The organism is Nitrospinaceae bacterium (assembly GCA_018669005.1).
Lineage (GTDB): Bacteria > UBA8248 > UBA8248 > UBA8248 > UBA8248 > UBA8248.
This window is the reverse complement of the sequence record JABJAL010000057.1, coordinates 1-22260: the sequence shown is the minus strand read 5'-3', so window position 1 is coordinate 22260 and position 22260 is coordinate 1. Positions and strand designations below refer to the sequence as shown.

Here is a 22260-nt window from a genome sequence, read left to right as displayed (position 1 = left end):
ATGGCATGGTTGCTGTTCTGCGTCTGATGATGGAGTCAATCTTGTACGAATGGAATGACTTTAACCTCTAATGGGTGTGCATGGCGAATTCCTCTGAAGCTCAGAGAGGGGATTTGCATGGAAGGTTCATTAGGGTTTGACCATTAAAAGGAGTGTTTGCACCGCTTTTGAAGGCAGCGTAAATAAATCTCGTGGCGGGCGTGGAACTTTACTCTCATGATATTATCGCTCTCAGGATTAAGTTCATGCTCAATGGCCTTTTGTCGGTTCCCCAAACATCGCAGGCAGAATGAATTTTCGATAACGCTCGTTTTCCCCTTAGTGCTTTATTTATATTTTTGTTGTAAAATAATTTCATCTTATAAATCCACTCCTCGTTTTCGAGGAAGAGGCATATTGCAGCCAAGGAGGCGGGACTTGCGAAAAGCCGACTTCATCACTGGTGCGTTCCTTTTTGCCTTGAGCTTGTTATTTTATTTCTATTTGATCCCCGTACATATTGTAACCTTCGTAGATGAATCCAACCCAACCCTTCGGGCGGACTTCCTTCCCCGCATATTTGCTTTCGGGCTCGCCTTGTTGAGCATCTTGCTCATATTGAATACCTGGAAAAGCGAAGAATCAGATGTTGAGGTCAAGGAGACGAGTTTAAGGGCCGTCTATCAGGTGGCGGTAGTTGGCGTGGCGGCCTGTGTTTACATTTTCATGCAAGAGGTAGTTGGTTTTTTGGTTAGCGCTCCATTGTTCCTGGGTGGGTTAATCTATTTCTTCGGAACGCGGGAATGGCGCAGATTGTTGCCTGTTGCGATTCTCTTTCCTGTAGTTCTTAACTATTTCTTCTGGTACAGCTTTCAGATCCTCTTGCCCCAGGGCACGCTATGGTAGGGAAAATATGATTCCAGTCGAGCAAATTCTCGAAGGCATTGCGATGGCCATGACCTGGAAGGGCGTTGCGATGATAGCGCTTGGCGTCTTCGCCGGTATCACGGTCGGGGCCATTCCAGGAATCAATGGCGTCATGGCGACGGCTATCCTGGTCCCGTTCTCATTCTTTATGGCTCCCGTGTTGGGAATTCCTTTCCTCTTGGGGATTCACAAAGGGGCCACCTTCGGGGGCGCCATACCGGCCATCCTGGTGAACACGCCCGGGACAGCTTCCGCTGCCGCCACCACCCTGGACGGCTACCCCCTGGCCCAAAAGGGCGAGGCACGAAGCGCCATCCAGATGGCACTCTATGCCTCCTTTATAGGCGACACCTTCAGCGACATTTGCTTGGTTCTAATAGCTCTGCCGCTTGCGTTGATTGCCCTGATGTTCGGCCCGGCAGAGTATTTTGCCTTGCTGGTGATGGGTCTCACCATCATTTCGACAGTGACTGGAAACTCAATGGTGAAGGGAGTGCTCTCTGCTCTTTTGGGGGTGATGTTCGGGCTCGTGGGCCTGGACGCCGTCACAGGCGCAGAGCGATTCACCTTAGATTCGGCGTTCCTGGAAACAGGCTTTAGCCTGGTGCCGGTGCTAATAGGTATTTTCGCGATCAGCGAGGTGTTCATCCAGGCGGAGAATCCGGCGGCTGAGATGTCGCGCCCGCCCGAGGGCGCCCACCTCAAGGGAGGCCGTTCACTCACCTGGGCTGAACTGCGTGCCTCGTTCAAGACCATCGTGCGCTCGTCCCTGATCGGGACCCTGGTGGGAGCCATCCCCGCGACTGGGGCCTCCATTGCCGCCTGGATCGGCTATGGCGCGGCCAAACAGGCCTCCCCCCTCCCGAGAAGTTCGGAACAGGCCTCCACGAGGGCGTGGCGGCGGCCGAGGCCGCCAATAGCGCCGTGGCGGGGGCAGACCTGATTCCGACTCTCACCCTGGGCATCCCCGGTAGCGGTACCACGGCTATCCTGATGGGGGCGTTCATCGCCCAGGGGCTCCGCCCCGGCCCATTGCTCTTTCAAGAGCACGGCTCCACTGTCTATGCCATCTTCACCCTGCTTCTTCTTGGGAATCCAATTACCCTTCTTTTTGGTTCCTGCCTCACAGGGGTGTTTGCCCGTTTTGTCACCATTCGTCGGTCCATTCTTTTTCCGAGTGTGCTCTTGCTCAGCACGATGGGCGTGTACATGAATCAAAATGATTTGGGGCAGGTGTTTGTCGCGGTCCTCTTCGGGCTGCTTGGCTACATCATGCGCAAGATGGACTACGCGATTGCCCCCCTGGTCATTGCTTTTATTATCACCCCGACGGCCGAGCGCAGCCTGAAGCAGGCTTTGATTATCGCCGATGGAGAACTCTCGGTATTCGTTACACGGCCCATCTCGGCGCTCTTTTTGTTATTGAGCGTTCTTGTATGTGTCTCGACCATATGGCGCCGCAAGAAAGCAGCAGCCTAGCGGCTTTTTAGGCTTACTTTTTAAAAGGAGAAATGTAGATGAACAGAAAAAGAATACTTCTCTGGATGGCTGTTTTACTATCGTTTGCTCTCTTGAGCGCAGCGCCTTCCAGCGTGAGCGCGGAGAAATTCCCGAACAAGCCTATCCGGCTGATCGTGACCCGTGGGGCCGGTGGCGGTAGCGACCTCGCCGCTCGCGCGATCTCGAGCGTCATCCACGAGTATCTGGGGCAAGCCATGGTGGTGCAGCTTATGCCAGGCGCCGGTGGTCGAAAGGCCATGCTTCACACCCTGCGTACGAAGAATGACGGCTACACCCTCGTTCTCGGCGGCTCCTCGGTTATTTCGGTTGCTCCGCTCGTCTACGATATGGGCTATGACCCGGTCAAGGATTTTATTCCCATCGGTATGATAGACAGCAACCCGTATTTCTTGACCAGTAGCGCGAAGAAACCCTGGAAGAATTTTGGCGAATTCATCGCGCACGCCAAAAAGAACCCGGGAAAAATCTCCTATGGCTCCTCGGGCATGTTCGGTTCCGGACACGTATTCATTGCCAAGATTATGAAGGACATGGGCGTGAACATTAAGCACGTTCCATTCCGGGGTGGTGGTCCTGCTCTTCGCGCCATGATGGGCGGGCACGTCGACACCGCCGCCGGACACACCGGCACCGGCGGGGCCGTCAGCAACGTGAAGGCCGGCAAGCTGCGGGCGCTCGTTATCGGTAGCCCGAAGCGCCATAAGCTATTTCCCAATACCCCGACTTTAAAAGAATCAGGCGTCGACATGCTCCTTTACTCATGGCGCGCCGTCATGGCTCCCAAGGGTGTGCCTGCGGATCGAATCAAGATAATTGAGGATGCCCTCAAGAAGACGGCCAAGAGCAAGACCTTAAAGCGGCTCTTCGCCAAGATGCGCATAAAGGCCCTTCCGTTGTATGGCGATGAGCTCGTTAATACGATTAAAAAAGAAATTGTCGCCAACAAGGCTATCATCAAAGAGCTCGGACTTAGAAAGAAGAAAAAATAAATAGCGGGCGCGTAAATCACGCCCTTGGGTGACTTTCGAAGGCACGCCTTCCCTCCTAGCGGAGGGATAGGTGTGCCTTCGCCCCGATTCAAGGAGATACGGGATGGACAACGGTATTTGGGCGCTATGGTACGACCTCCCCGAGGAGGGGAAAGAGGAATACTTGGCTTGGCTTTACGAGGTGTATATTCCCGGGATGCTCTCGCGCCCTGAAATTCTCTGGGGGACGCACTTGCAGTGTGAAACGCGAGAGGCGCGAAAGGACTACATCGCCAATCGCCCACGTCGCTACCATCCCCCCGATACGGTCCCCATCGGAAACGACTACCTTTTGATCTTTGGCGCGCCCACGGCGCACGTTTTTTTCGATCCAAGCCCAAAAGAAATGGCAGAGGCCGAGTCTGCCGAGGGAAAGGAAATGCTTGGCAGGCGTCTCAACACACGCATGTGTGTCTTTACCGAGGTGGCTCGGGTGAATGGTCCAGATGTGGGTAAAAGAGCACCGGACTTAACGCCTGGTCCTATCGTTCAGCTTGGCAGTTTTACCGCCAAGGACGAGGAGAGCGAGGAGGCGCTATGTGCCTGGTTCACCCAGTTGCGCCTGCCCACCCAGGAGACGATGCCGGGATGCATCGGGGCGCGGAAGCTGGTCTCGGTTTGTGGCTGGGCCAAGCATGCCATCATGTACGAATTCGTTTCGATGGAACTTGTGCGGGGGCATTTCTTTGGGCACGACAATAAATTTCCTGACAAGCGCAAATGGTCCGACGGGGTGATTTCCAATATCATTCACGCCCCGAACTCCCCCAGCCTTGGGATATCCATTTGGCCTCCCGCTTAGCGCGGATTCTCGAGTAAGAAAGGTTGCGAATTCGAATTGTTGATTCAAGGCTCGAAAACCACCTCTTATGGCCATCTGTCGGTGTGCTTTTGAGGATTTGTGTTCGGGTGAATTTGATTCAACTCACCCCAAAAAGGGGAAGGGTGTTTACGCGTCGGCGGTTGTTTGCATGAATTCGAAACTATCCATAGCAGGGGGATATTTTTTATGAAGGCGGTGGAGAACAAGCTGGGCCGTATTTTTACGCTGACGTTTGAGCGGGGAGATGATTTCTATAAAGAAATTACCCGCTACGTGAAGGAGAAGAACATTCGCTCGGCTTCTGTCTTTCTTCTTGGGTCGGTGACTGAACTCGATATGGTTACGGGTTACAGAACCATGGAAAGACATGACATCGACCGGCGGCATTTTGACGATTGGCGGGAGCTTGTGGCCCTGGGGACTATTAGTTGGCCTGCGCAACCGCCCGCTACCCCAGCGAATTTTGGGGTCACCTGGGACGAGCCTCAGCCTTATATTCATTTGCACATGGCTCTGAGTGGTGGTCCAGCCCAAAACGGGGAGGTGCTTGTCGGCCACCTGAGTGACTGTTTGGCAATGGGGATGACCGTACAAATTTACGAGCTCGTGTAGGCACAGAGCTATGAGCAGGCGGTTGCTTCTTTTTTTGTGCCAATTAAGGAGGGAGCTAAATGGACAGGGGAATCTGGGCAACTTGGTATGACCTTCCCGCTGAGGGGAGGGAGGAGGCCTTGGCATGGATCCACGAAATTTACATTCCCCAGATGCTCTCGCGCCCCGAAATTCTTTGGGGGGCACACTTGCAGTGTGAGACGCGTGAGTCGCGAAAGGAGCATCATGCCACTCGACCGCGGCTCCTGCGCCCGCCCGATACGGTCCCCATCGGAAATGACTATCTTTTGATCTTTGGCGCGCCCACGGCGCACGCCTTTTTCGATCCGAGCCCGAAGGAGATGGAAGAGGTCGAGTCTGCCGAGGGAAAGGAAGTGCTTGGTAGACGTCTCAACACGCGCATGTGCGTCTTCACCGAGGTGGCTCGGGTGGATGGTCCTGAGGTAGGAGAGCGGGCGCCGGACTTAACGCCCGGCCCTATCGTTCAACTTGGTAGCTTCACCCCAAAGGACGAGGAGAGCGAGGAGGCATTATGTGCCTGGTTCACTAAGTGGCGCTTGCCCACCCAGGAAAAAATGGCGGGGTGTATTGGTGCGCGCAAATTGGTTTCTGTTTGTGGGTGGGCCAAGCATGCCATTATGTATGAATTTGTCTCGATGGAATTAACGCGGAAAAATTTCTATGGACACGATAACCAATTCCCAGATAAACGCGAATGGACCGACAGGATAGTCACCAATGTTGCCCATGCTCCGAACTCGCCCAGCCTTGGGACGCGAATCTGGCCTCCCATTTAGCGAAAGGGCGTATTTGTATTCCGTTGTCTAAAGCCGCGTGAAGTTGAACTTGAGAGTTCCTGATTAATTGGGGCAGTTGATGAGGGGATCTGTGCGTGGCGAATTAGTAATGCGGCATCCGCAGGAGAAGGTGCTCTTCATGAAAATCGGCTATAATTAAACCTTCTCAAGTAGAGAATTCAGAGTTCATTGAAGGCGCTTGGTGCGCAATTTATTCGAGAATTATAATTGCCTAACTTTTCTGGGGAATAACGGATGGGGGCACCCCACTCATAGCGGAGGAAGACGATGGCGGAAGATAGAGGTATCTGGGGTACTTGGTACGATCTGCCGGAGGAAGAGGAGGCGGAGTACCTTTCCTGGCTTCACGGGGAACATATCCCTGCAACACTGGAGCGCCCCGGTTTTTTGTGGGCGGCGCACTACCGCTTGGAGAAGGGGGCGTCATTGAGCGCGGCCCGTTCGGTCAAGACCTTCATCGACGAACCCGGACTCGGCAAGGGGGGAGAGTTTATCCTTGTATTTGGTGCGAAAAGCGCCCATGACTTTCTTGACCCGTCTCCAGATGATTTGCTCCAGAGCTACGATTCGCGCTCGCGGGAGATGATCGACCTCCGCCAGGGGGAGCGCACCGCATATTTCACCGAGGTAGGTCGCGTGGACGGTCCCGAGATTGCCAAGCGAGGTCCCGGCCTCACGCCCGCCCCCAATGTCCAGTTCGGCGCCTATCGCGCCAAGGACCCTGCCTACGATAATGACTTTGCCCTTTGGTATTGCAACGATCGCCTCGCCGCCCTGCGGGATATGAAGGGTTGCGTCGGCGCGCGCAAACTCATCTCCCTTGGGGGATGGGCGCGCCATGGCATCCTCTACGAGTTCACCTCTCTGGAGGGGCATGAACACTTCTTTGAGACGCTGGAGTCGCAGGCGATGGACACCAGCACCAGCATTGGCGAGGTCGTTCGCGCCGTCGATCACGGGCCGGGCTCTCCCTCTAAGGCGAGACGTATTTGGCCGGAGGTATAGGAAAGGTGGGTGTGACCCACAGATGCTCATTCAAATGCTCGGGATAGGATTTTCTTCCTGGCCGAAGGTTGCTATCTGCTCGTGACGTGTGCATGGCGAATTATAATAATTCACCATGCACACGTCGCGATGGCTTTCACATGTATAGGTCACCCATGTATCGGTCTTTCATGGAGAAATGTCTCTGGTATTTTAAGAAACGCTCCCGTCAGCGCCTTCTTCCAAAAGATCCATAAGGCATTTGATCCCTACCATCATGGTGGAGCCGCCGGTGGGGAACGTGATGCTCTCGTAGGCCTGAATGATTTCCTCTTTAGACAATCCTAAGCGAAGTGCATTGCGTAGATGGTTCTTGATATATCGCGCAGATTCGCTTCCCGGCATACGAACTGCCGTCGCTATGGCGATTAGCAACTGCTTCATTTCCCGAGGGAGGGCGCCTTCTCTATCGAATCGATAGGTATACAGCCTGTAGCGTCGCCGGAACCATTCCCAGTTGTTCTCTATGAGGAACTCCTGCTCGGGAAGCAAGGGGCCGTAGGTGGTTTTCATCTGCTCTATCAAGGCCTGCTTTTCTTCCGGCGTTTCGCTTCCATCTGATTCAAACTCATCGGGAAGTGGGATTTCCGCACTCGACTGAGGGGAGGGGGCATCCTTCGATGAACTGGTACCCGTATCTTGTTTGGATAGAACCTCCCTTAAGCACTTGACCCCCACCAGCATGCTGGGGCCACCACAAGGAAAATAAAGGCACTCCAGAGCCTCGACAATCTCACTTGGAGTGGCGCCTGCCTCCATGGCTTTACCCATGTGATTTTGGATGTAACGCTCGCCCTCGATACCTGGTATACGGGCGCAAAGGGCCACAACGACGCAAAGACACCTCATTTTAGGGGCAAGGCCACCTTTCCGGGTAAAGGAATGGTCGTAGAAGTGGTGCATGGTGAGCGCCCATTCCCAGTCGTAATCCATGATGAATTTGTGCTCCGGAAGTACGTAGCCATGAACCCGGAGCTGATCTTCCTCCATCTTTTGTCTATCCATTGTATGTTTCCCGTCCTGTTATGAAGATCGAGCAAATCTTGAATTTGGTATGCCAACACGGGTTGGCAGCCGTAATCCCTTGCCCGATGTTAGTGAGAGACTCAGCTTGATCTACATAAATAAATCCTGCCCAAATTTATTGGGCTGGAACTCCTACAGGAAATGTCTGATTTCTCCAAATTTCTGTCGTAGCAGCATTTTAACCTCACTCCAAATCTATTGCTCAACCAGTTGGCAGTGTTGCATTCCGTAATTTGTGGATTGTGAGTCGATTTTTTGAAATTCTTAATTATTCAATGCTTTAGGAATTTTATGGCAACCAAATTCAAGCTAGATTTCAAGAATCGAAAATGTATTTGATTAAAAAGTGATACGTTGCCTCTTTTATCTACTTGACGCTCGTCATTATAAAATGAAATTAGATTGAATAACTCCCTATAGTAATAACTATATGGGGGCGATTTTGTGGAGAATATCAGGCAGTGGTACAATTATTCTCATCAGGTTCATGTGCTCTTTTACTGTTGTCACCACGGTGACCACCAATAAGCAAATTTCATAAAGCGAAAGGAAATTTATTCATGCCGGATAATACAATTAACATGGCTGTTATTCTCGCCGATGGCGTTGGGCACGACGTGTTGCCAGTGGCAACAGAGGTTATTCAGGCGGCTGCGGGGGCTTGCGGCGTCGAGGTTGAACCAACGGTTTATAACTACGGGGCGCTGCGCTATCTCGAAGAAGGGTCTGCTCTGCCAGAGGATGTGCCGGGTCTGGTGAAGGATCTTGCATCGAAGCATGACGCTATCTTTTTCGGCAGCGCCGGTGTCGACCCAAGGGTGCCCGATGGTGTGAACTGCCGCCCCCTTCTCACAGAGCTTCGCAAAGGTCTCGACCTTTTTGTGAACTTTCGGCCCGCGCCTTTGCTTGATCGTCGGTTTTCCCCGCTTCGGGTGGATGTTCCCGTCGATCTTGTGGTGATGCGAGAGAACACCGAGGGGAAGATATCGAGCAAAGGAGAGATATTTAAGGAAGGGACCCCTGACGAGGTGACCGTCTATGATGACATCAACACCTATAGGGGGGTGGAGCGGATCTGTCGCTACTCGTTTGAATACGCCCGCTCACACGGATATCCCAAGGTGTCCATGGCGGACAAGAGCGGCGGCATTGGCATCTGGTATCGCGTTTTCTGGGAGGTGGCTGAAAAATATCCTGACGTTGAGTCCGAGCATATATTTATCGACACTCTTTGCGGAAATTTGCTCATTCACCCCGACCAGTATTCAGTCATCGTCACGAACAATATATTCGGGGATATTCTGAGTGATCTCTGTGCCGGTCTGGTCGGCGGAATGGGGATGGCGTCCTCGGGATGTATCCATCCGGGCAAAGTATGCATGTTTGAGCCCGTTCATGGCACAGCCCCCGACATCTGTTTTCAAGATAAGGCGAATCCCTTTGCCGTGTGTTTAACTGGTCGTATTTTGCTAGATACCCTGGGCCATCAGAGGGCGGCGGATCTCATTTGGGAGGCTGTTCGACTCGCTGTTAAGGAGGACAAGCTCACCGGTGACTTGGGGGGCAAGCTAGGAACGCGGGCGGTGGGTGATTATCTCGTCGAGACGATAGGTAAGCTTGCCAAGGAAGGAAGCGTTTAAATTCTTTGAGTATCTTTCCACAATTAGGAATAGTGGGATAAAGATTTGTTTTAATCACTGATTTTTTTGCCATTTATTTATATCGCTTACTACGAGCTCTTGCCCACAAATTTGGTGACGCTCCAGAGTGCATAGTTGCTCTGGGGCAACTTGGGAGAATTTGTCTGTATCTAAGGGATAAAAACTTTTCTATTTACGGACGAACTAGGGGGGGGGATGGACCCTAATGATTTGAAACCCGAACTGAGTGCGGCGGAAAAGGATCGACGTTGGTCGCTCGTTCGGGAGAGGATGTCCAAAGAAGGGCTTTCGGCAATAATTGTCTATGGCTGTGATGGGCACACCAGAGATGTTCCGTGTCGTTATATGACGAACATGCCCATAATTGCAGGATGCAGGGATATTCTCATTTTTCCGGCGGATGGCGAGCCTGTCTTGCTAGTCACTTATCCCACCCAGACTTTTTTTGCCAAAAGAATTTCTTGGATATCAGAAGAAAATGTTCACGGCTCAACTGACATTGTGAACGATCTGAAGAAACATCTTGAATCTCGAAATTTGATGACCGAGCGCGTTGGGATAGAAGCGCCGGGATTGTGGCCGGCCCAGGATTACCTAGCCTTTTTAGAGGCATGCCCCAAGGTTCAACTGGTGGACACAAGTAAGTGGATGAGTAAAATCCGTGCACAAAAGAGCGATGAAGAATTAAAATTAATGAGAGAGGCAGTCGATATTGGCGAGCTTGCCCTTGAAGCTTTTATTGATAATTTGCGGCCAGGCATGACGGAGGAAAAAGCGGTTGCCCCGGTGGAGGAAATTCTTCGGGCCAATGGGGTTGAAAAAAGATTATGGCTAATGTCCAGTACACCAGAAATGGCTTCCCCTTGGCTCCCTGGGGAAACAATTATTCGAAAGCCGAATCCCATTTTGGTTTCTTTGGAATTTCAAAGAAGCAGGGGGTATACATGCCAGGTGGTACGGAATTATTGTTGGGAAGAACCAACTGGCGATTACAAAAAAATGTTCGACTTGTGGAAGGAATTAAGAATTTTGCCCTCAGAAGAACTCAGGCCGGGTCGTAACATCAACTCTCTAGGTCAAAGGATAAAAGAGCTGGTTCGTGATTGGGGATTTGAATGCAGCATGCTGGGACATGGACTGGGAATGGATTTCTTTGAAGAGCCTGCAATTAATTCGGGTCCCCTTGAAGAGGAATGGTTGGTCATGACAAATCAGGTGTTTGTTTTCCATCCGCAGGTGAGGCCTCTGGGTGGTGGTGGACCATTCGTTTTTGTTGGCGATATGTATTTGGTGGGCGAGGAAAGCACTGAGTGGATGACGAATTTCATGCCGGGTCTTCCTGAAATGATTTCAGGCTCAAGTTAAGAACACCGGCCCGAGATGCAGATAAGTAAGGATACAGGGTGTAGTCATAAACGAGCAGTTATTTATAATTTACCGGCTCAAGACGATGGCCATTCCTCCAATTACGCTTAAAATTGCGCCTAGGACGACCCGCCAATTAAGATTCTCCAGCTTTCTGAGAAAAAGCCAAGAAAATAAAAGTACGAACAGAACGGAAAGGCGCCGGATGGGAACTACTTCGACAATTACCCCGTCCTTGATGGCTGTCCAGAAACAAAGAGCTGCGAGGGTATTGATGCAGGCGCCAATAACGATGGTTCGTAGCGCCCCGCGGTTCCATTTAGGGTTCTCTCCGCGCTCTGTGAAAAGTAAGATGACCAACTGAAGGGCGGCAGAGAAAAACGTAGCGACAGCTATCGCAAACGGGGCAGAGGGAATCAGGGCGAATCCAAATTTTCGGAATATAGGTGCTATTGCATGGACGAGCGCCACGAGGAAGGGCAACAAATATAAGGCCAAGGTGGTATTTAGCTCCCCCGTTTCTTCCTTTTCCTTGCGACCCAGGACGATTACGCTAGCGCCAATCACAATTCCCAGAGTTCCCGCCCCGACCCCGAGACCGATAGTTTCTCCTAGGAAAACGAGTGCCAGAATACTGGACCATATTGGCTGGGTCTGGCTGAGGACCGTGGTGCGCGCAACACCAATGTAGTGGATAGAGACAAAGAGCAAGTAGCGGCCGAGAAAATTTCCGAAAATCCCCGCGAGGACAAACCAGAAAATTCCCATCAGGGGCCATTTATTAACTCCACCCGATGCGGCATAGACAGCAAAGGCGATGGAGCCCATGACGAGATGTGTCACAAACGAAGCCACCCCCGGGCTTAGTTCGCGAAGGGAATCCCTGTAAAGAATATTGGCTACCGCTAGCAGAATCGCGGCAAAAAAAGCCAGGAGGTTTGGATGTAGGGCCTCGAACATCTCAAAATTCCTTTTTATGAAATCTTTTAAATTGAACTGTCGTTCCAGGAATTTAGAGAACCTGAGTCTGTCTTATGACGAGTTCCTGGTTACACCTCATGGAGCGTTATGATCAAGTATTGTCTTCCGGAGAGAAAATTGCCATATAGTGAATAAACGTCAGTGGTATTCATACTTTGTTGCACAACCACCTATTTAAAGGAGATTTACGCATGAGCAGCGAACGGTATGAAAAAGGCAAAAAGATTGCGGGTTCGGTTCTGGGGAAGGCGGGAGAGGTTGGTATCGGGGAGATTGGAAAAATTTCGCCGATGCATGGCCAGGCGATATACGAGTATTGTTATGGCACTGTTTGGGCCCAACCTCTTTTAGACATTAAAACAAAGGAACTTATTCTAACCGCGATTTGCGCTTCTCAGGGTGAGTATGGAGGCGTTGAGAGGCAGGTTCGCGGCGCGCTGAACGAGGGTGCCACTCAGGATGAAGTTGTCGAGGCGATCACCACTTGCGGCCCCTATATCGGATACCCGAGGACCAACGGCTCGCTGCGCGCGGCCCAGGGTGTTTTCGACAAGTGGGACGACATGGCGGAGGAGTGGAAGCCAGTTTAAGGCTACTCAATAATATCCCCCAAGCCTCATCCAAGTTATGGGGATATTATTTGAATGGTCATTCCATGAATAATGAAAGCCAAGGGTATACATATACAGTCGTACAACCACCCATTTAAAGGAGATGCACTCATGAGCGACGAACAGTATGAAAAAGGCAAAGAGATTGCGGGAAAGCTTCTTGGAAAGACGGCAGCAGTAGGGAGGGAGGAGCTCAGTAAAATATCGCCGATGCATGGCAGGGCCATATATGAGTATTGCTTCGGCACCGTCTGGGCACAGCCTCTTTTGCCCCTCAAAACCAAGGAACTCATTCTTATCGCGATATGCGCCTCCCAGGGCGAGTATGAGGGCGTTAAGAGACAGGTCCGAGGTGGGCTGAACCTGGGAGCCACCGAGGATGAGATCATCGAGGCGATCACCACCTGCGGGCCCTATATCGGATACCCAAGAACCAACGGCTCGCTTCGTGCGGCTAAAAGCGTATTCGATCAGTGGGATGAGATGGAGGAGTGGAAGTCAGTTTAGAACTTGCTTATAAAAATCCCCGTAACTCATTCGAGTTGCGGGGATTTTTTGTTCAAAGGTGAATGAAATAACACATAAGAGAAAAGAGATTGGAACAAAAGCTGCTAGTCGGGCTTAGGGATATGATGAGGTTAGCCGCCAGCTGATCGGTGATAACTGAGCAGGTAAAGCGGAATTTTCCTATGGCTCTAGTTATCTAAGATGAAAGGAAATGTCCTGGTTAGCGTACTGTATCTTATTGAAATCAATGAGACAGAAATGTTTTTTTGCATGGTCCATATCCGGACTAATTTATTTTTCGTTTTGCAAGGCTAAAAAAACATCAAGAAATAAATTGATGTTAGTTTCACAATAAGGTATTACCATAAATACCAATAAATATTTTAGTTGCATGGTGGATGTGGTTAGAGGAAAAGTAGTTTTCTTCTGTCTTTTGTTTGCCTGTTTATAGAGTTTTTGGACGGACATTAATTCTTCCATTGAGGGGAGAGGTTTATCTCGTGTCCTCGATGGGATGATTTTTTTTGGCTGTGATCATGAAGTGAAGGAATAAACACCCGCTAACAATTGAGTGAGGGGAGATGATGACAATGAAAAGATTTGCCGCATTTGTTTTAGGTGTAGTGTTTCTTTCCATGCTGTTCGTGGTTCCCGCTATTGCGGCTACGGTAAAGGTGACGATGCGCACCTTGCCCGCAACTGCCGGGCAAAAGTTCCTGAAAAAAGCGGTCAAGCGCTTTAAAAAGAAAACGGGCATTAAGATCAAACTTGAGTTGGTTTCCTCTGGTGTGGTGCGCCGTCGTCTCATTACAGCAGCCGAGACCAAGGCCGGATCTGACATTATTATTGCCCAGTTCAACGGTGCCGTCACCATCGCAAATGCTTTGGAGGATGTGGACGATATTGTAGAGCCATACGCTAAAAAGTATGGTGTGCTACCTCTTTTCAAAGACGCTGGCTTTATTAAGGGTCATTGGAAAGCCGTTCCTTTTGTCAATATTTCTCAGCTGATTACTTACCGGAAGGATATTCTAAAGAAAATTGGGGAAAATCCTCCCGACACTTGGGAAGATGCACTCAGGGTCGGTAAGAAGCTTAAGGCGGCTGGCCTGCCCCCGTGGGCTGAAGCGCTAGGTAGCCATCCCATAGATCCTAGTTCGACGGTTCTGAATATTCTCTGGGGTTATGGCTCTCGGCAGGTCTCCCCTGATGGAAAAAAGATCACCATCGACTCGGCCGAAACCCGGGCGGGTCTGAAGTTCATTAAAAAGGCATTTAATGAAGCATGGCCCAAAGCTGTGTTGCAGTGGACGGCAGTTGAGAATAACCAAACCTTCATCGCCGGCAAAATTTCCATGACGACTAACTCCCCGAGCATCGCCTGGAAGGCTAACAGTAAAAAGAAATGGGCGAAGCTTGCGAGTAATACGGGGCTGGCTCCAATTCCCAGGGGACCGAGTGGGCGTCATTCCACGACGATTCCGCTGTCGTGGGTTCTTTTTAAACATTCTAAAGTAAAGAAAGAGGCCAAAGAGTTCCTGAAATTCATGATGGAGCCCGAGCAGCAGGTCGGTTACTCGGCTGGCGCATGGATGGCCGTTCCTGCTTTTATTGAAATGGCTAAGGATCTTCCGGATGCTCCACATTATCGTGCCATGGCCGAGCAGGCGAAATTCTCGCATATGCCAGGGTGGCCTGGACCAGCTTCGCGGGCAGGGGTTGAGACCCATGAGCGTTTCGTTTTGTTGAATATGGCCCAGCGCTATGTTCAGGGCGAAGACCTCGACACCACTATTAAAAAAACGGTGAAAGAGCTCCGCAGGATTTACGGCGTTAATTAGCCGGTCGAAACGTCCGGCTTAGGGGAGTTTAAGAATGGCGGGTATTACCGAGCGCCAGGAAGTTACTGATATACAAGAAGTGGTATGGGCCCCGGTGGCGAAAAAATTTCCGCCACTGGGGCCCATTGCCCGAAAACTTGAGCGACCCGAGATTCTGGGGTATCTGCTAGTTGCCCCGGCTTTGATGACGCTCCTGGTCTTTCTGGGCTACCCATTTATCCAGGCCCTCTGGCTCACCATGCTCGACAAGTGGGTAGCCGAGGAGGGGACGTTCATCGGGCTGGGTAACTACATCGCTCTCCTGGATCGGTCTGTTTATCGGTGGACCGTCATTAACTCGCTCATTTTTACTTTTTTCTCAGTTGTTGCCAAAATTATTTTGGGAATGACCGGTGCATTGGTACTGAACCAATCCTTCAAAATGAAAAACTTTTACAGGGGTTTTGTCCTCCTGCCGTGGATCATTCCGTCGGTTTTGAGCGCCCTTGTTTGGTTGTGGATGTACGATGCGAATTTCGGCGTTATCAGCCGTGTCTTGTTGTCGATTGGAATAATTGACGAAAATATCCTTTGGCTGAACAGCTGGGGCTCGGCACTTACTTCGATCATTATTGTGAACGTGTGGCGCGGAACGCCGTTTTTTATCGTTTCGCTTCTCGCCGCGCTCCAGGTGGTTCCCAAAGAGCAGTATGAGGCGGCGGAAATCGATGGTGCCAATAGCTGGTCGCAGTTCCTGCATGTCACATTACCTAACATTAAACACGTTTTGATCATCATTACATTGTTCGGAACCATATGGACGATGAGCGACTTCAATATCATCTATGTTCTTACCGGGGGCGGACCCGCCGACAGTACGCATGTGTTCTCGACACTCGCATTCCAGACCGCTTTCCGGATCGGAAAAATGGGAGAGGGGATAGCCGTGTCATTCACGATGTTCCCGATCCTCTTTGTGATTATCTTCGCGCGCCTACATCGAATGCGGAAGGAGAGTTAAAATGTCAGCTTCCCTTCCGGTGGGTAGTGCTGGCCCAGCCAGATGGAACATCACTATCACCCAAAGGAACAAGTTACATAAGATTTTTTATCTTTACGTGCCGCTAACCTTTTTTATGTGTTTTGCGTTGTTCCCGTTTGTGTGGATGGGGATATCCTCGTTCATGCCGGACGAATATATGTACGACGCGGATATTCCTCCTTGGGCTTTTGATGAATTGACCTTGGAGCATTACGTAGATCTGCTTTTCGAAACGGAATTTTTGTACTGGGTGTGGAACAGCCTGTTCATCGGAATAACGGCGACTGCCATCTCGGTTACTTTTGGAGCTCTGGCCGGATACTCTCTAGCAAGACTTCGCTTTCCTGGCGCATCATCATTGGGCATGGGCATTATCGTTACTTACCTGGTGCCGGTATCTGTCCTATTTCTTCCCCTTGCATATGTATTTTTTAAATGGGGTCTGGGCGATTCGCGTTTGGCGCTGATCCTGGCCTACCCAACACACCTGATTCCATTTTCGACGTGGTTTATGCTTGGGTATTTTAAAAATATTCCGGCAGCTCTTGAAGAGAGCGCCATGATCGATGGTTGCACACGGCTTCAATCTCTTTGGCATGTCACGCTACCGCTGGCGTTGCCTGGTGTGCTTGCTGCCTCGATTTTTTCTTTTACTTTTTCCTGGAATGAATTTATCTATGCGTTAACCTTTATCAGCGACGATGAATTGAAAACCATTCCCGTTGGCGTGCATGGCTTGACTGTTGTTGGTGACGTTTATTTTTGGGGACGATTGATGGCGGCCTCTTTGATGGGCTCGCTGCCTATCGCGATTATTTATGCCTTCTTGAGCGAGTATTTTGTAAAAGGATTAAGTGAGGGTGCCCTGAAGCAGTAATTATTATCCCGGTTTGTCTTTGTCGGGTTTTTGATCGGAGGATTTGTTTTGGGTGAGTTAGTTCTGGATAAGCTATGTAAAAATTTCGGCAGTGTGGTAGCTGTTAAGGATGTGGATCTGAAAATTGAAGAAGAAGAGTTTGTTGTTCTTTTGGGGCCGTCTGGTTGCGGGAAATCGACGACTCTTCGCATGATCGCAGGTCTGGAGGAGGCAACGGCTGGCGATATTGTTTTGGATGACCGTCGCTTGAATGATGTCCTCCCCAGGGACCGCGATATTGCCATGGTTTTTCAAAATTATGCGCTCTATCCGCATAAAACCGTTTTCGACAATATGGGTTTTTCGCTCAAGTTGAGGCGACTACCCAAAGATGAAATTAATAAACGAGTTATGGATGCTGCGAGAGTTTTAAGTATCGAAGATTTGATGGGGCGCTTCCCCAAGGAGCTTTCTGGCGGGCAACGTCAGCGAGTTGCCCTCGGGCGATCAATTGTCCGAAGCCCTAGAGTGTTTTTGTTCGATGAGCCCTTATCGAACCTCGACGCCAAACTCCGGGTTCAAATGCGTGTAGAGCTTTTGAAGCTGCATAATCAGCTCAAGGCAACATCGGTTTATGTGACGCACGATCAAATCGAGGCCATGACGATGGGAGATCGCATCGTCGTCATGCTCAATGCAGTAATTCAACAGGTTGGCTCGCCGATGGATGTCTACAGAAACCCTGCCAATATATTTGTTGCTGGTTTTATCGGGAGCCCGACCATGAATTTTGCTACGGCCAAGGTGGGTTCAGAGGATGGGAAGTATTTTCTTGAGGGGCAAGGTTTTAAGTCATTTACGTCATCGGAAAAGGCAAATGCTCTTCAGCAGTATCTCGGTCGTGAAGTCACCATGGGAGTGAGGCCGGAGGATTTGGAACTCGGAGGCGACAGCGGTTCTCCAAATTCTTTTGAGGGAAAGATAGATTTAGTGGAGCCCGTGGGTTCTGATATCTTTTTGGAGTTGAATGTTGGCGGAACCCCACTGACGGCTCGGGTAAATGCCAATTTGATTTTCAAGCAAGATGAAATTGCCCAGTTCGTATTTAATCCAGATCGAGTTCACGCCTTTGATATGGATACGGAAATGGCTATTTTGTAGTGTGATTAGTTCTGGCCTGAACGAGTGGGGAATTAGTCTAGAGTTAAGATCGTCAACACTATTGAATATTTCAAACTGACTGCTTCAGCATGCCTATCATGTTCCGATCCTATGGTCGTTGTATTTGCTGAATTAATAGTCTTGGTGTGTTTTGTTTTTATGTCGTTGGTAAATGGAAATATGACTTTTCCATTCCTTGTGAAATCAATGCTGAGTCTTAGGGAATCCCGATGTTTCCGACAAGTGTTGTTGGTTTAAATAATTTGGTGTGCGCTTTTTTGAATACATAATTCATCTGACCTTAAAAAAATCCATTCGGAAGGGGAGAAAAGTGAAATCTCAAAATGCTTCCATTGGCTTGGCCGTAGTGGGGTGTGGGAATATTGGGCGTATTCGTGGAACATTTGCCCAGAATTATCCTGGAGTTGGATGGATCGGCCTATGCGATATTGATGAAACGGTCGGACGAAAACTTGCCGAGGATTTGAAAGCTGATTTTTTCACAACTGATTACGAGGAATTACTTAAGAGGCCTGAGGTCAACGCGACGATAATTGCCACCCTTGAACACGAACACGTGGGGCCAATGTTCCTTGCTCTTGAACGTGGCCATAAGATTATTATCGAAAAGCCTTTGGCTACAGACCCTGTGAAATCGGCTGAAATTCTTCAGGCGATTGAGGACGGGGGTAACGATGTTGTTGTCGGGTATACGCAACGGTTTCGCCGTCGCTTTCTGGTTGCAAAGGAGACTGTTCGCTCGGGCCAGCTAGGTGAAATCACATCTGCTACATCGCGTGCTTTCATGAATCGGGTGGCCCCGACGACTGTTGTCGCTAAGACGGAGTATCGCGCCAGATTGACTCCGATGGTCGTCTCGGGAACTCATACGCTCGACATCGCCTTTTGGTTGATGGGAGACAAAAAGCCTGTCGAGGTATATGCCCGTTCGGTGGAAAATGCTTTGGTGGGAATTGGAACGAAGGACGGAACATTTGGCATATTTACTTTTGATGACGGAACTGTGTGGAGCATGTCCATGAGTTGGGCCTTGCCGGCGGTTTGGCCAGGTGCGACTTATAGTTTGGAAATTGGAATCATCGGGACAGGTGGTGTTTTGACCATTGACGATACTCACAGAGATTTGGTTTTAGCAACGGAAGAGGGGCATCCGACCTACCGGACTAAAATGAACGAGAAGAAGCATGTGAGTTTTCTGGCGAGTTATCCGCCGGGGGATGTCGTAATGGGGCAGGTTTGGGGGCCGATGCGTGAGGAGACTCATGCTTGGCTTGATCGCATCCATACGGGTCTTGAAACACCCCACGCGACTGCGCAAGAAGGTCACCGGAACCTTATGATGACAATGGCAATGGATCTATCTGCGAAACTGAAAAAACCAGTTTCTCTACCGGTCGCCCCTGAAGTTTTAAATGATGAATTGCCGATGAAATAAGAAATTTCCCCATGCACTTCGAATTGAGAGGTTTTTACTTGTTGTAAATGTGTTGAAAACGTTGTGGTTCGCTCTTTTTTCCTGTGCATGGCGAACATTTATGCATGCGGTGATGTGCGTTTAATCTAAGCCTCGGCTACATTGTTGCAATTAAAAGTTAGGCGAAATCTTCTTGGTCGGGGCTAGAAGTCGACAGTTTAATTGTCCGAACAGGTTTCTATTATTCTCTCGACAAGAGCCTTAACCCATATTGAAATTGAAGCGGATTAGGCACCACTTCCAAGCATTGAAAATACTATTGTCAGCATGGCCGACTAGAAGGCGGTCGGTCAGCGGACTTTCCTGATCTGTTCGAAATCACGATAAAGCAACGAAAAATCCTTTTCCCGCATTCCTCGTTTAATGGCTTTTCCTAAAAACGAAAAGGTATTTTCTGCCAGCGATACTTCGGCCCCATGTTTTTTCCCAAGTTTTACAGCCATACCTACATCTTTGTGAAGATTGAATACTCGTGAATTGGCATTCCATTTTCCCGAAAGAATATTGTTGGGGAACCGATGACGGCTTACGTAGCTGTAGACGACTGAGGTGTTGAAAATATCGATCATGTCCTCCACTTTCATTCCCATTCGTTCGATGATTCGAGCACCCTCGCAAGTGGACACGAAAATTGTGTGGAGAACCATGTTGTGAACAAGTTTCATCGCGTGGCCTGAGCCAAGTTCCCCTAAATGGAAGGTTTTCTCTACGATTGGAGTGAGAAACCTTTTTGATCGTCGAAATGCTTTTTGATCTCCCCCAATCATGAGGACGAGTTTTCTGGTGGTTCCGCGACCCATCCCGGCGTCGAGGTAGGCTATTCCTTTCTTTTCAGCCCGGCGGGCTAATTTTTTCGTCTCAGCGGGATACGATGTCGTGAAGTCATAAAGGACTAGCCCCTTTCGTGCATTTTTTAAAATACCGTTTTTCCCTTTCAGGCACTCTGCCACTTCGAGCGAGGAGGGGACGACGAATATAATTACGGCACACTTCTCCGCCATCATGCCGGGTTCAGCTACCTCGGCCCCTTTCATTTTCTCGAATGGCTTCCGGGCCTTTGGGGATGTGTCCCACACCATGAGAGGTGTTTTTGCTTCAATATATTCTTTTGCTATAGGCCTGCCCATATTCCCCAGCCCAATTACGCCTACGGTTTGATTTTTCTCCATGACTATTCTCCTCATAAAGTTGCAAAATCAGAATTGTTGAATTTCGTACGGAAATCTATGGGATTCTGGTAATTATACCATTCATTAGCTCCGAGAATACCTAAATCGCCATAAAATGAATGATCTGCGGTAGGTAGTGTATGGCGAATTCTTTTACTTGGTTGTATCTGGGCGGTTTGCTTGGATTTTTTCTTTAGGAAAAACGCTGTTTCCTCCTGAAATATCGATTTCTGTCATTCATGTTGAAAATACAGTCGACCATATGAATAAGAGAAAATAACGTATTGCAATGGTATATGAATTATTCAATGATCGCTCATCATGAAGGTGCGCAGTTAATAAAAGGGAAACCATGTCTTTTTTTTATTGGATATTTCATCTGTTCTTGTTAGTCGTGATTTTCCTGGCCGCTCCTCCCAGATCGGTTTCGCCATCGTCTTCAGTAATTCAAAAAGTCGACCTTGAACTCGTTCTTGCCGTCGACATTTCAGGAAGTATCGATGAGGAAGAGGCTAAACTCCAACGGAAAGGATATATCGATGCCCTTACTTCCCCGGAGGTCATATCCGCCATTAGGTCTGGCTATCAAAAACGAATAGCATTGACCTATTTTGAATGGGCTGGAAATAACCTGGAGTTCATGATCGTGCCCTGGAAGCTCATTCATGATATGGAGAGTGCGCTGGCTTTTTCGACTGCCTTGGCTTCTAGTATGCCCGGTAGTGGCCGAAGAACTTCAATTAGCGGGGCCATCGAATATGCCATCCCCATGTTTCAAAATAACGCATTTGAAGGACCAAGACAGGTTATAGATATTTCTGGCGACGGGCCGAACAATAGTGGCCCACTAGTGACGATTGCTCGTGATAAAGCCATCCAGGCTGGTCTGACGATAAACGGCCTCCCCATTATCAATGATCGCCCCAGCAGGCGGGGCAGAATGCCCATGCCCAACCTGGATTTGTATTACCGCAATTGTGTCATCGGCGGCCCTAGAGCATTTATCGTCGTAGCAGAGGATTTCAAATCATTCGCTCGTGCCATAAGGAAAAAACTGGTCTTGGAAATCGCGAAAGTGAATCCACCGAATGATGAGAATATTATGTGGGCCCTTCCAAGGACTCCTTCCAGGTTTTCTCTTGTTCGAAGAGTATCTCCTCCATGTAATGAAGGAGAACGGTTGCGCGACAGTTGGACCCCAGATGATTTCTAGGGGTCCTTGCTAGAACTATCCATGGTGAATTCTAACTAATGATGGATGGGATACTAAATAGAGCCTGGCCCTGGGCGCTTATGAATACATTTCGTCTCCTCCAACCCATAGTGTGACAAGCTAATATCGTCTGAAAAATGAGTATTCGAGAGGATAAAAACACCCGAATATTATTCGAAGAATGGGTCTTGTGCGGAGATTGTATTCGGTTGGCTGAGGTAATTGATTGTTTTAGGCTTGAAATATTTTTTGAGTCGCTGTGAAGCCTCGGCGTTTTTATATTTTCCCATAAATACCATTCTTCTTATTTTGAGTTTTCAACAAAATTGGTTTGAAGGTAGATTAATCTAATCGGTCGAGGAGGATGCTTACTCTTCGTCCATCTCAGATGCTGATGTCGAAAGTTTTTCCATCACCTGCAAACGAACTGAGAGATAGGTCAATATCACTGCGGCGAGGAAAAGCCCGATAGCAAGTGGGCTTTTGAAAAGCGCATCGAACCAGCTGCCCTGGTTGATGAGGAGGGCACGGCGCAGGCTACCCTCCATCATGGGTGTGATTAAAAAGGTGATGACGAGCGGAGCATCCGGTATGCCGAGGG

At 49.5% G+C, this 22260-nt stretch carries 22 protein-coding genes; 18 read left to right on the top strand and 4 right to left on the bottom strand.

What is annotated here, in order from left to right; all coding sequences use genetic code 11:
- Positions 1-417: 417 nt before the first annotated feature.
- The 8 genes from HOJ95_07780 (at position 418) to HOJ95_07745 (ending at position 6713) form a co-directional block, all read left to right on the top strand.
- Positions 418-885 carry a tripartite tricarboxylate transporter TctB family protein gene (locus HOJ95_07780; protein MBT6394590.1) on the top strand — a complete coding sequence of 156 codons (468 nt, stop codon included), beginning with the start codon at positions 418-420 and terminating at the stop codon, positions 883-885.
- Positions 886-892: 7 nt separating this feature from the next.
- Positions 893-1849, top strand: a complete 957-nt coding sequence (locus tag HOJ95_07775; GenBank protein ID MBT6394589.1) for a tripartite tricarboxylate transporter permease — start codon at positions 893-895, stop codon at positions 1847-1849.
- Positions 1801-2385: a hypothetical protein gene (locus HOJ95_07770; protein ID MBT6394588.1), complete on the top strand. Its 585-nt coding sequence runs from the start codon at positions 1801-1803 to the stop codon at positions 2383-2385. Before HOJ95_07775 ends, HOJ95_07770 begins: the two co-directional genes overlap by 49 nt.
- 38 nt (positions 2386-2423) lie before the next feature.
- Entirely contained in the window at positions 2424-3416 is a 993-nt protein-coding gene (locus HOJ95_07765; GenBank protein MBT6394587.1) for a tripartite tricarboxylate transporter substrate binding protein, read from the top strand.
- 103 nt (positions 3417-3519) lie between these two features.
- Positions 3520-4257, top strand: coding sequence for a hypothetical protein (locus HOJ95_07760; protein ID MBT6394586.1), 738 nt, complete (start codon positions 3520-3522; stop codon positions 4255-4257).
- Positions 4258-4464: 207 nt separating this feature from the next.
- On the top strand, positions 4465-4890 hold the full coding sequence (locus HOJ95_07755) for a DNA-binding protein (protein ID MBT6394585.1): 426 nt from the start codon (positions 4465-4467) through the stop codon (positions 4888-4890).
- A gap of 59 nt (positions 4891-4949) precedes the next feature.
- Entirely contained in the window at positions 4950-5687 is a 738-nt protein-coding gene (locus HOJ95_07750) for a hypothetical protein (GenBank protein MBT6394584.1), read from the top strand.
- A gap of 288 nt (positions 5688-5975) precedes the next feature.
- Positions 5976-6713 carry a hypothetical protein gene (locus HOJ95_07745; GenBank protein MBT6394583.1) on the top strand — a complete coding sequence of 246 codons (738 nt, stop codon included), beginning with the start codon at positions 5976-5978 and terminating at the stop codon, positions 6711-6713.
- Between the two features lie 192 nt (positions 6714-6905).
- Here HOJ95_07745 and HOJ95_07740 read toward each other — a convergent pair whose 3' ends face one another.
- On the bottom strand, positions 6906-7757 hold the full coding sequence (locus HOJ95_07740; protein ID MBT6394582.1) for a carboxymuconolactone decarboxylase family protein: 852 nt from the start codon (positions 7755-7757) through the stop codon (positions 6906-6908).
- Between the two features lie 581 nt (positions 7758-8338).
- Here HOJ95_07740 and HOJ95_07735 point away from each other — a divergent pair.
- A complete protein-coding gene (locus HOJ95_07735) occupies positions 8339-9418 on the top strand; it encodes an isocitrate/isopropylmalate dehydrogenase family protein (GenBank protein ID MBT6394581.1) in 1080 nt (359 codons plus the stop codon).
- A gap of 216 nt (positions 9419-9634) precedes the next feature.
- The gene (locus HOJ95_07730) at positions 9635-10804 is read left to right on the top strand and encodes an aminopeptidase P family protein (protein MBT6394580.1); all 1170 of its coding nucleotides are present in this window, start codon (positions 9635-9637) and stop codon (positions 10802-10804) included.
- A gap of 69 nt (positions 10805-10873) precedes the next feature.
- On the opposite strand, the gene HOJ95_07725 is transcribed toward HOJ95_07730, so the two are convergent.
- Positions 10874-11764 (bottom strand): DMT family transporter, encoded by an 891-nt coding sequence (locus HOJ95_07725; GenBank protein ID MBT6394579.1) that lies wholly within the window; start codon positions 11762-11764, stop codon positions 10874-10876.
- A 212-nt stretch (positions 11765-11976) separates the two neighbouring features.
- Between HOJ95_07725 and HOJ95_07720 the strand changes: the two genes are divergently transcribed.
- The 7 genes from HOJ95_07720 to HOJ95_07690 all read left to right on the top strand — a co-directional run bounded on the left by HOJ95_07720 (position 11977) and on the right by HOJ95_07690 (position 19238).
- Entirely contained in the window at positions 11977-12375 is a 399-nt protein-coding gene (locus tag HOJ95_07720) for a carboxymuconolactone decarboxylase family protein (GenBank protein ID MBT6394578.1), read from the top strand.
- 132 nt (positions 12376-12507) lie between these two features.
- Positions 12508-12903 carry a carboxymuconolactone decarboxylase family protein gene (locus HOJ95_07715; protein MBT6394577.1) on the top strand — a complete coding sequence of 132 codons (396 nt, stop codon included), beginning with the start codon at positions 12508-12510 and terminating at the stop codon, positions 12901-12903.
- 590 nt (positions 12904-13493) lie between these two features.
- The gene (locus HOJ95_07710; GenBank protein ID MBT6394576.1) at positions 13494-14744 is read left to right on the top strand and encodes an extracellular solute-binding protein; all 1251 of its coding nucleotides are present in this window, start codon (positions 13494-13496) and stop codon (positions 14742-14744) included.
- Between the two features lie 34 nt (positions 14745-14778).
- Entirely contained in the window at positions 14779-15744 is a 966-nt protein-coding gene (locus HOJ95_07705; protein ID MBT6394575.1) for a sugar ABC transporter permease, read from the top strand.
- Position 15745: 1 nt separating this feature from the next.
- Complete coding sequence (locus HOJ95_07700) at positions 15746-16642, top strand: carbohydrate ABC transporter permease (protein ID MBT6394574.1); 897 nt, start codon at positions 15746-15748, stop codon at positions 16640-16642.
- Between the two features lie 48 nt (positions 16643-16690).
- Positions 16691-17782 (top strand): sn-glycerol-3-phosphate ABC transporter ATP-binding protein UgpC, encoded by a 1092-nt coding sequence (gene ugpC / locus HOJ95_07695; protein ID MBT6394573.1) that lies wholly within the window; start codon positions 16691-16693, stop codon positions 17780-17782.
- A 352-nt stretch (positions 17783-18134) separates the two neighbouring features.
- On the top strand, positions 18135-19238 hold the full coding sequence (locus HOJ95_07690; protein ID MBT6394572.1) for a Gfo/Idh/MocA family oxidoreductase: 1104 nt from the start codon (positions 18135-18137) through the stop codon (positions 19236-19238).
- Positions 19239-19567: 329 nt separating this feature from the next.
- On the opposite strand, the gene HOJ95_07685 is transcribed toward HOJ95_07690, so the two are convergent.
- Positions 19568-20446, bottom strand: a complete 879-nt coding sequence (locus HOJ95_07685; protein ID MBT6394571.1) for an NAD(P)-dependent oxidoreductase — start codon at positions 20444-20446, stop codon at positions 19568-19570.
- Between the two features lie 352 nt (positions 20447-20798).
- On the opposite strand from HOJ95_07685, the gene HOJ95_07680 reads away from it, so the two are divergent.
- A complete protein-coding gene (locus HOJ95_07680) occupies positions 20799-21659 on the top strand; it encodes a DUF1194 domain-containing protein (GenBank protein ID MBT6394570.1) in 861 nt (286 codons plus the stop codon).
- Between the two features lie 368 nt (positions 21660-22027).
- Here the strand turns inward: HOJ95_07680 and HOJ95_07675 are convergent.
- A partial coding sequence (locus HOJ95_07675) for a tripartite tricarboxylate transporter permease (GenBank protein ID MBT6394569.1) occupies positions 22028-22260 on the bottom strand: 233 nt, incomplete at its 5' end.

Coding starts and splice junctions, on each gene's coding strand:
- HOJ95_07775 (MBT6394589.1), top strand. CDS start 893: ATGATTCCAGTCGAGCAAATTCTCGAAGGCATTGCGATGGCCATGACC.
- HOJ95_07765 (MBT6394587.1), top strand. CDS start 2,424: ATGAACAGAAAAAGAATACTTCTCTGGATGGCTGTTTTACTATCGTTT.
- HOJ95_07760 (MBT6394586.1), top strand. CDS start 3,520: ATGGACAACGGTATTTGGGCGCTATGGTACGACCTCCCCGAGGAGGGG.
- HOJ95_07755 (MBT6394585.1), top strand. CDS start 4,465: ATGAAGGCGGTGGAGAACAAGCTGGGCCGTATTTTTACGCTGACGTTT.
- HOJ95_07750 (MBT6394584.1), top strand. CDS start 4,950: ATGGACAGGGGAATCTGGGCAACTTGGTATGACCTTCCCGCTGAGGGG.
- HOJ95_07745 (MBT6394583.1), top strand. CDS start 5,976: ATGGCGGAAGATAGAGGTATCTGGGGTACTTGGTACGATCTGCCGGAG.
- HOJ95_07740 (MBT6394582.1), bottom strand. CDS start 7,757: ATGGATAGACAAAAGATGGAGGAAGATCAGCTCCGGGTTCATGGCTAC.
- HOJ95_07735 (MBT6394581.1), top strand. CDS start 8,339: ATGCCGGATAATACAATTAACATGGCTGTTATTCTCGCCGATGGCGTT.
- HOJ95_07730 (MBT6394580.1), top strand. CDS start 9,635: ATGGACCCTAATGATTTGAAACCCGAACTGAGTGCGGCGGAAAAGGAT.
- HOJ95_07725 (MBT6394579.1), bottom strand. CDS start 11,764: ATGTTCGAGGCCCTACATCCAAACCTCCTGGCTTTTTTTGCCGCGATT.
- HOJ95_07720 (MBT6394578.1), top strand. CDS start 11,977: ATGAGCAGCGAACGGTATGAAAAAGGCAAAAAGATTGCGGGTTCGGTT.
- HOJ95_07715 (MBT6394577.1), top strand. CDS start 12,508: ATGAGCGACGAACAGTATGAAAAAGGCAAAGAGATTGCGGGAAAGCTT.
- HOJ95_07710 (MBT6394576.1), top strand. CDS start 13,494: ATGAAAAGATTTGCCGCATTTGTTTTAGGTGTAGTGTTTCTTTCCATG.
- HOJ95_07705 (MBT6394575.1), top strand. CDS start 14,779: ATGGCGGGTATTACCGAGCGCCAGGAAGTTACTGATATACAAGAAGTG.
- HOJ95_07700 (MBT6394574.1), top strand. CDS start 15,746: ATGTCAGCTTCCCTTCCGGTGGGTAGTGCTGGCCCAGCCAGATGGAAC.
- HOJ95_07685 (MBT6394571.1), bottom strand. CDS start 20,446: ATGGAGAAAAATCAAACCGTAGGCGTAATTGGGCTGGGGAATATGGGC.
- HOJ95_07680 (MBT6394570.1), top strand. CDS start 20,799: ATGTCTTTTTTTTATTGGATATTTCATCTGTTCTTGTTAGTCGTGATT.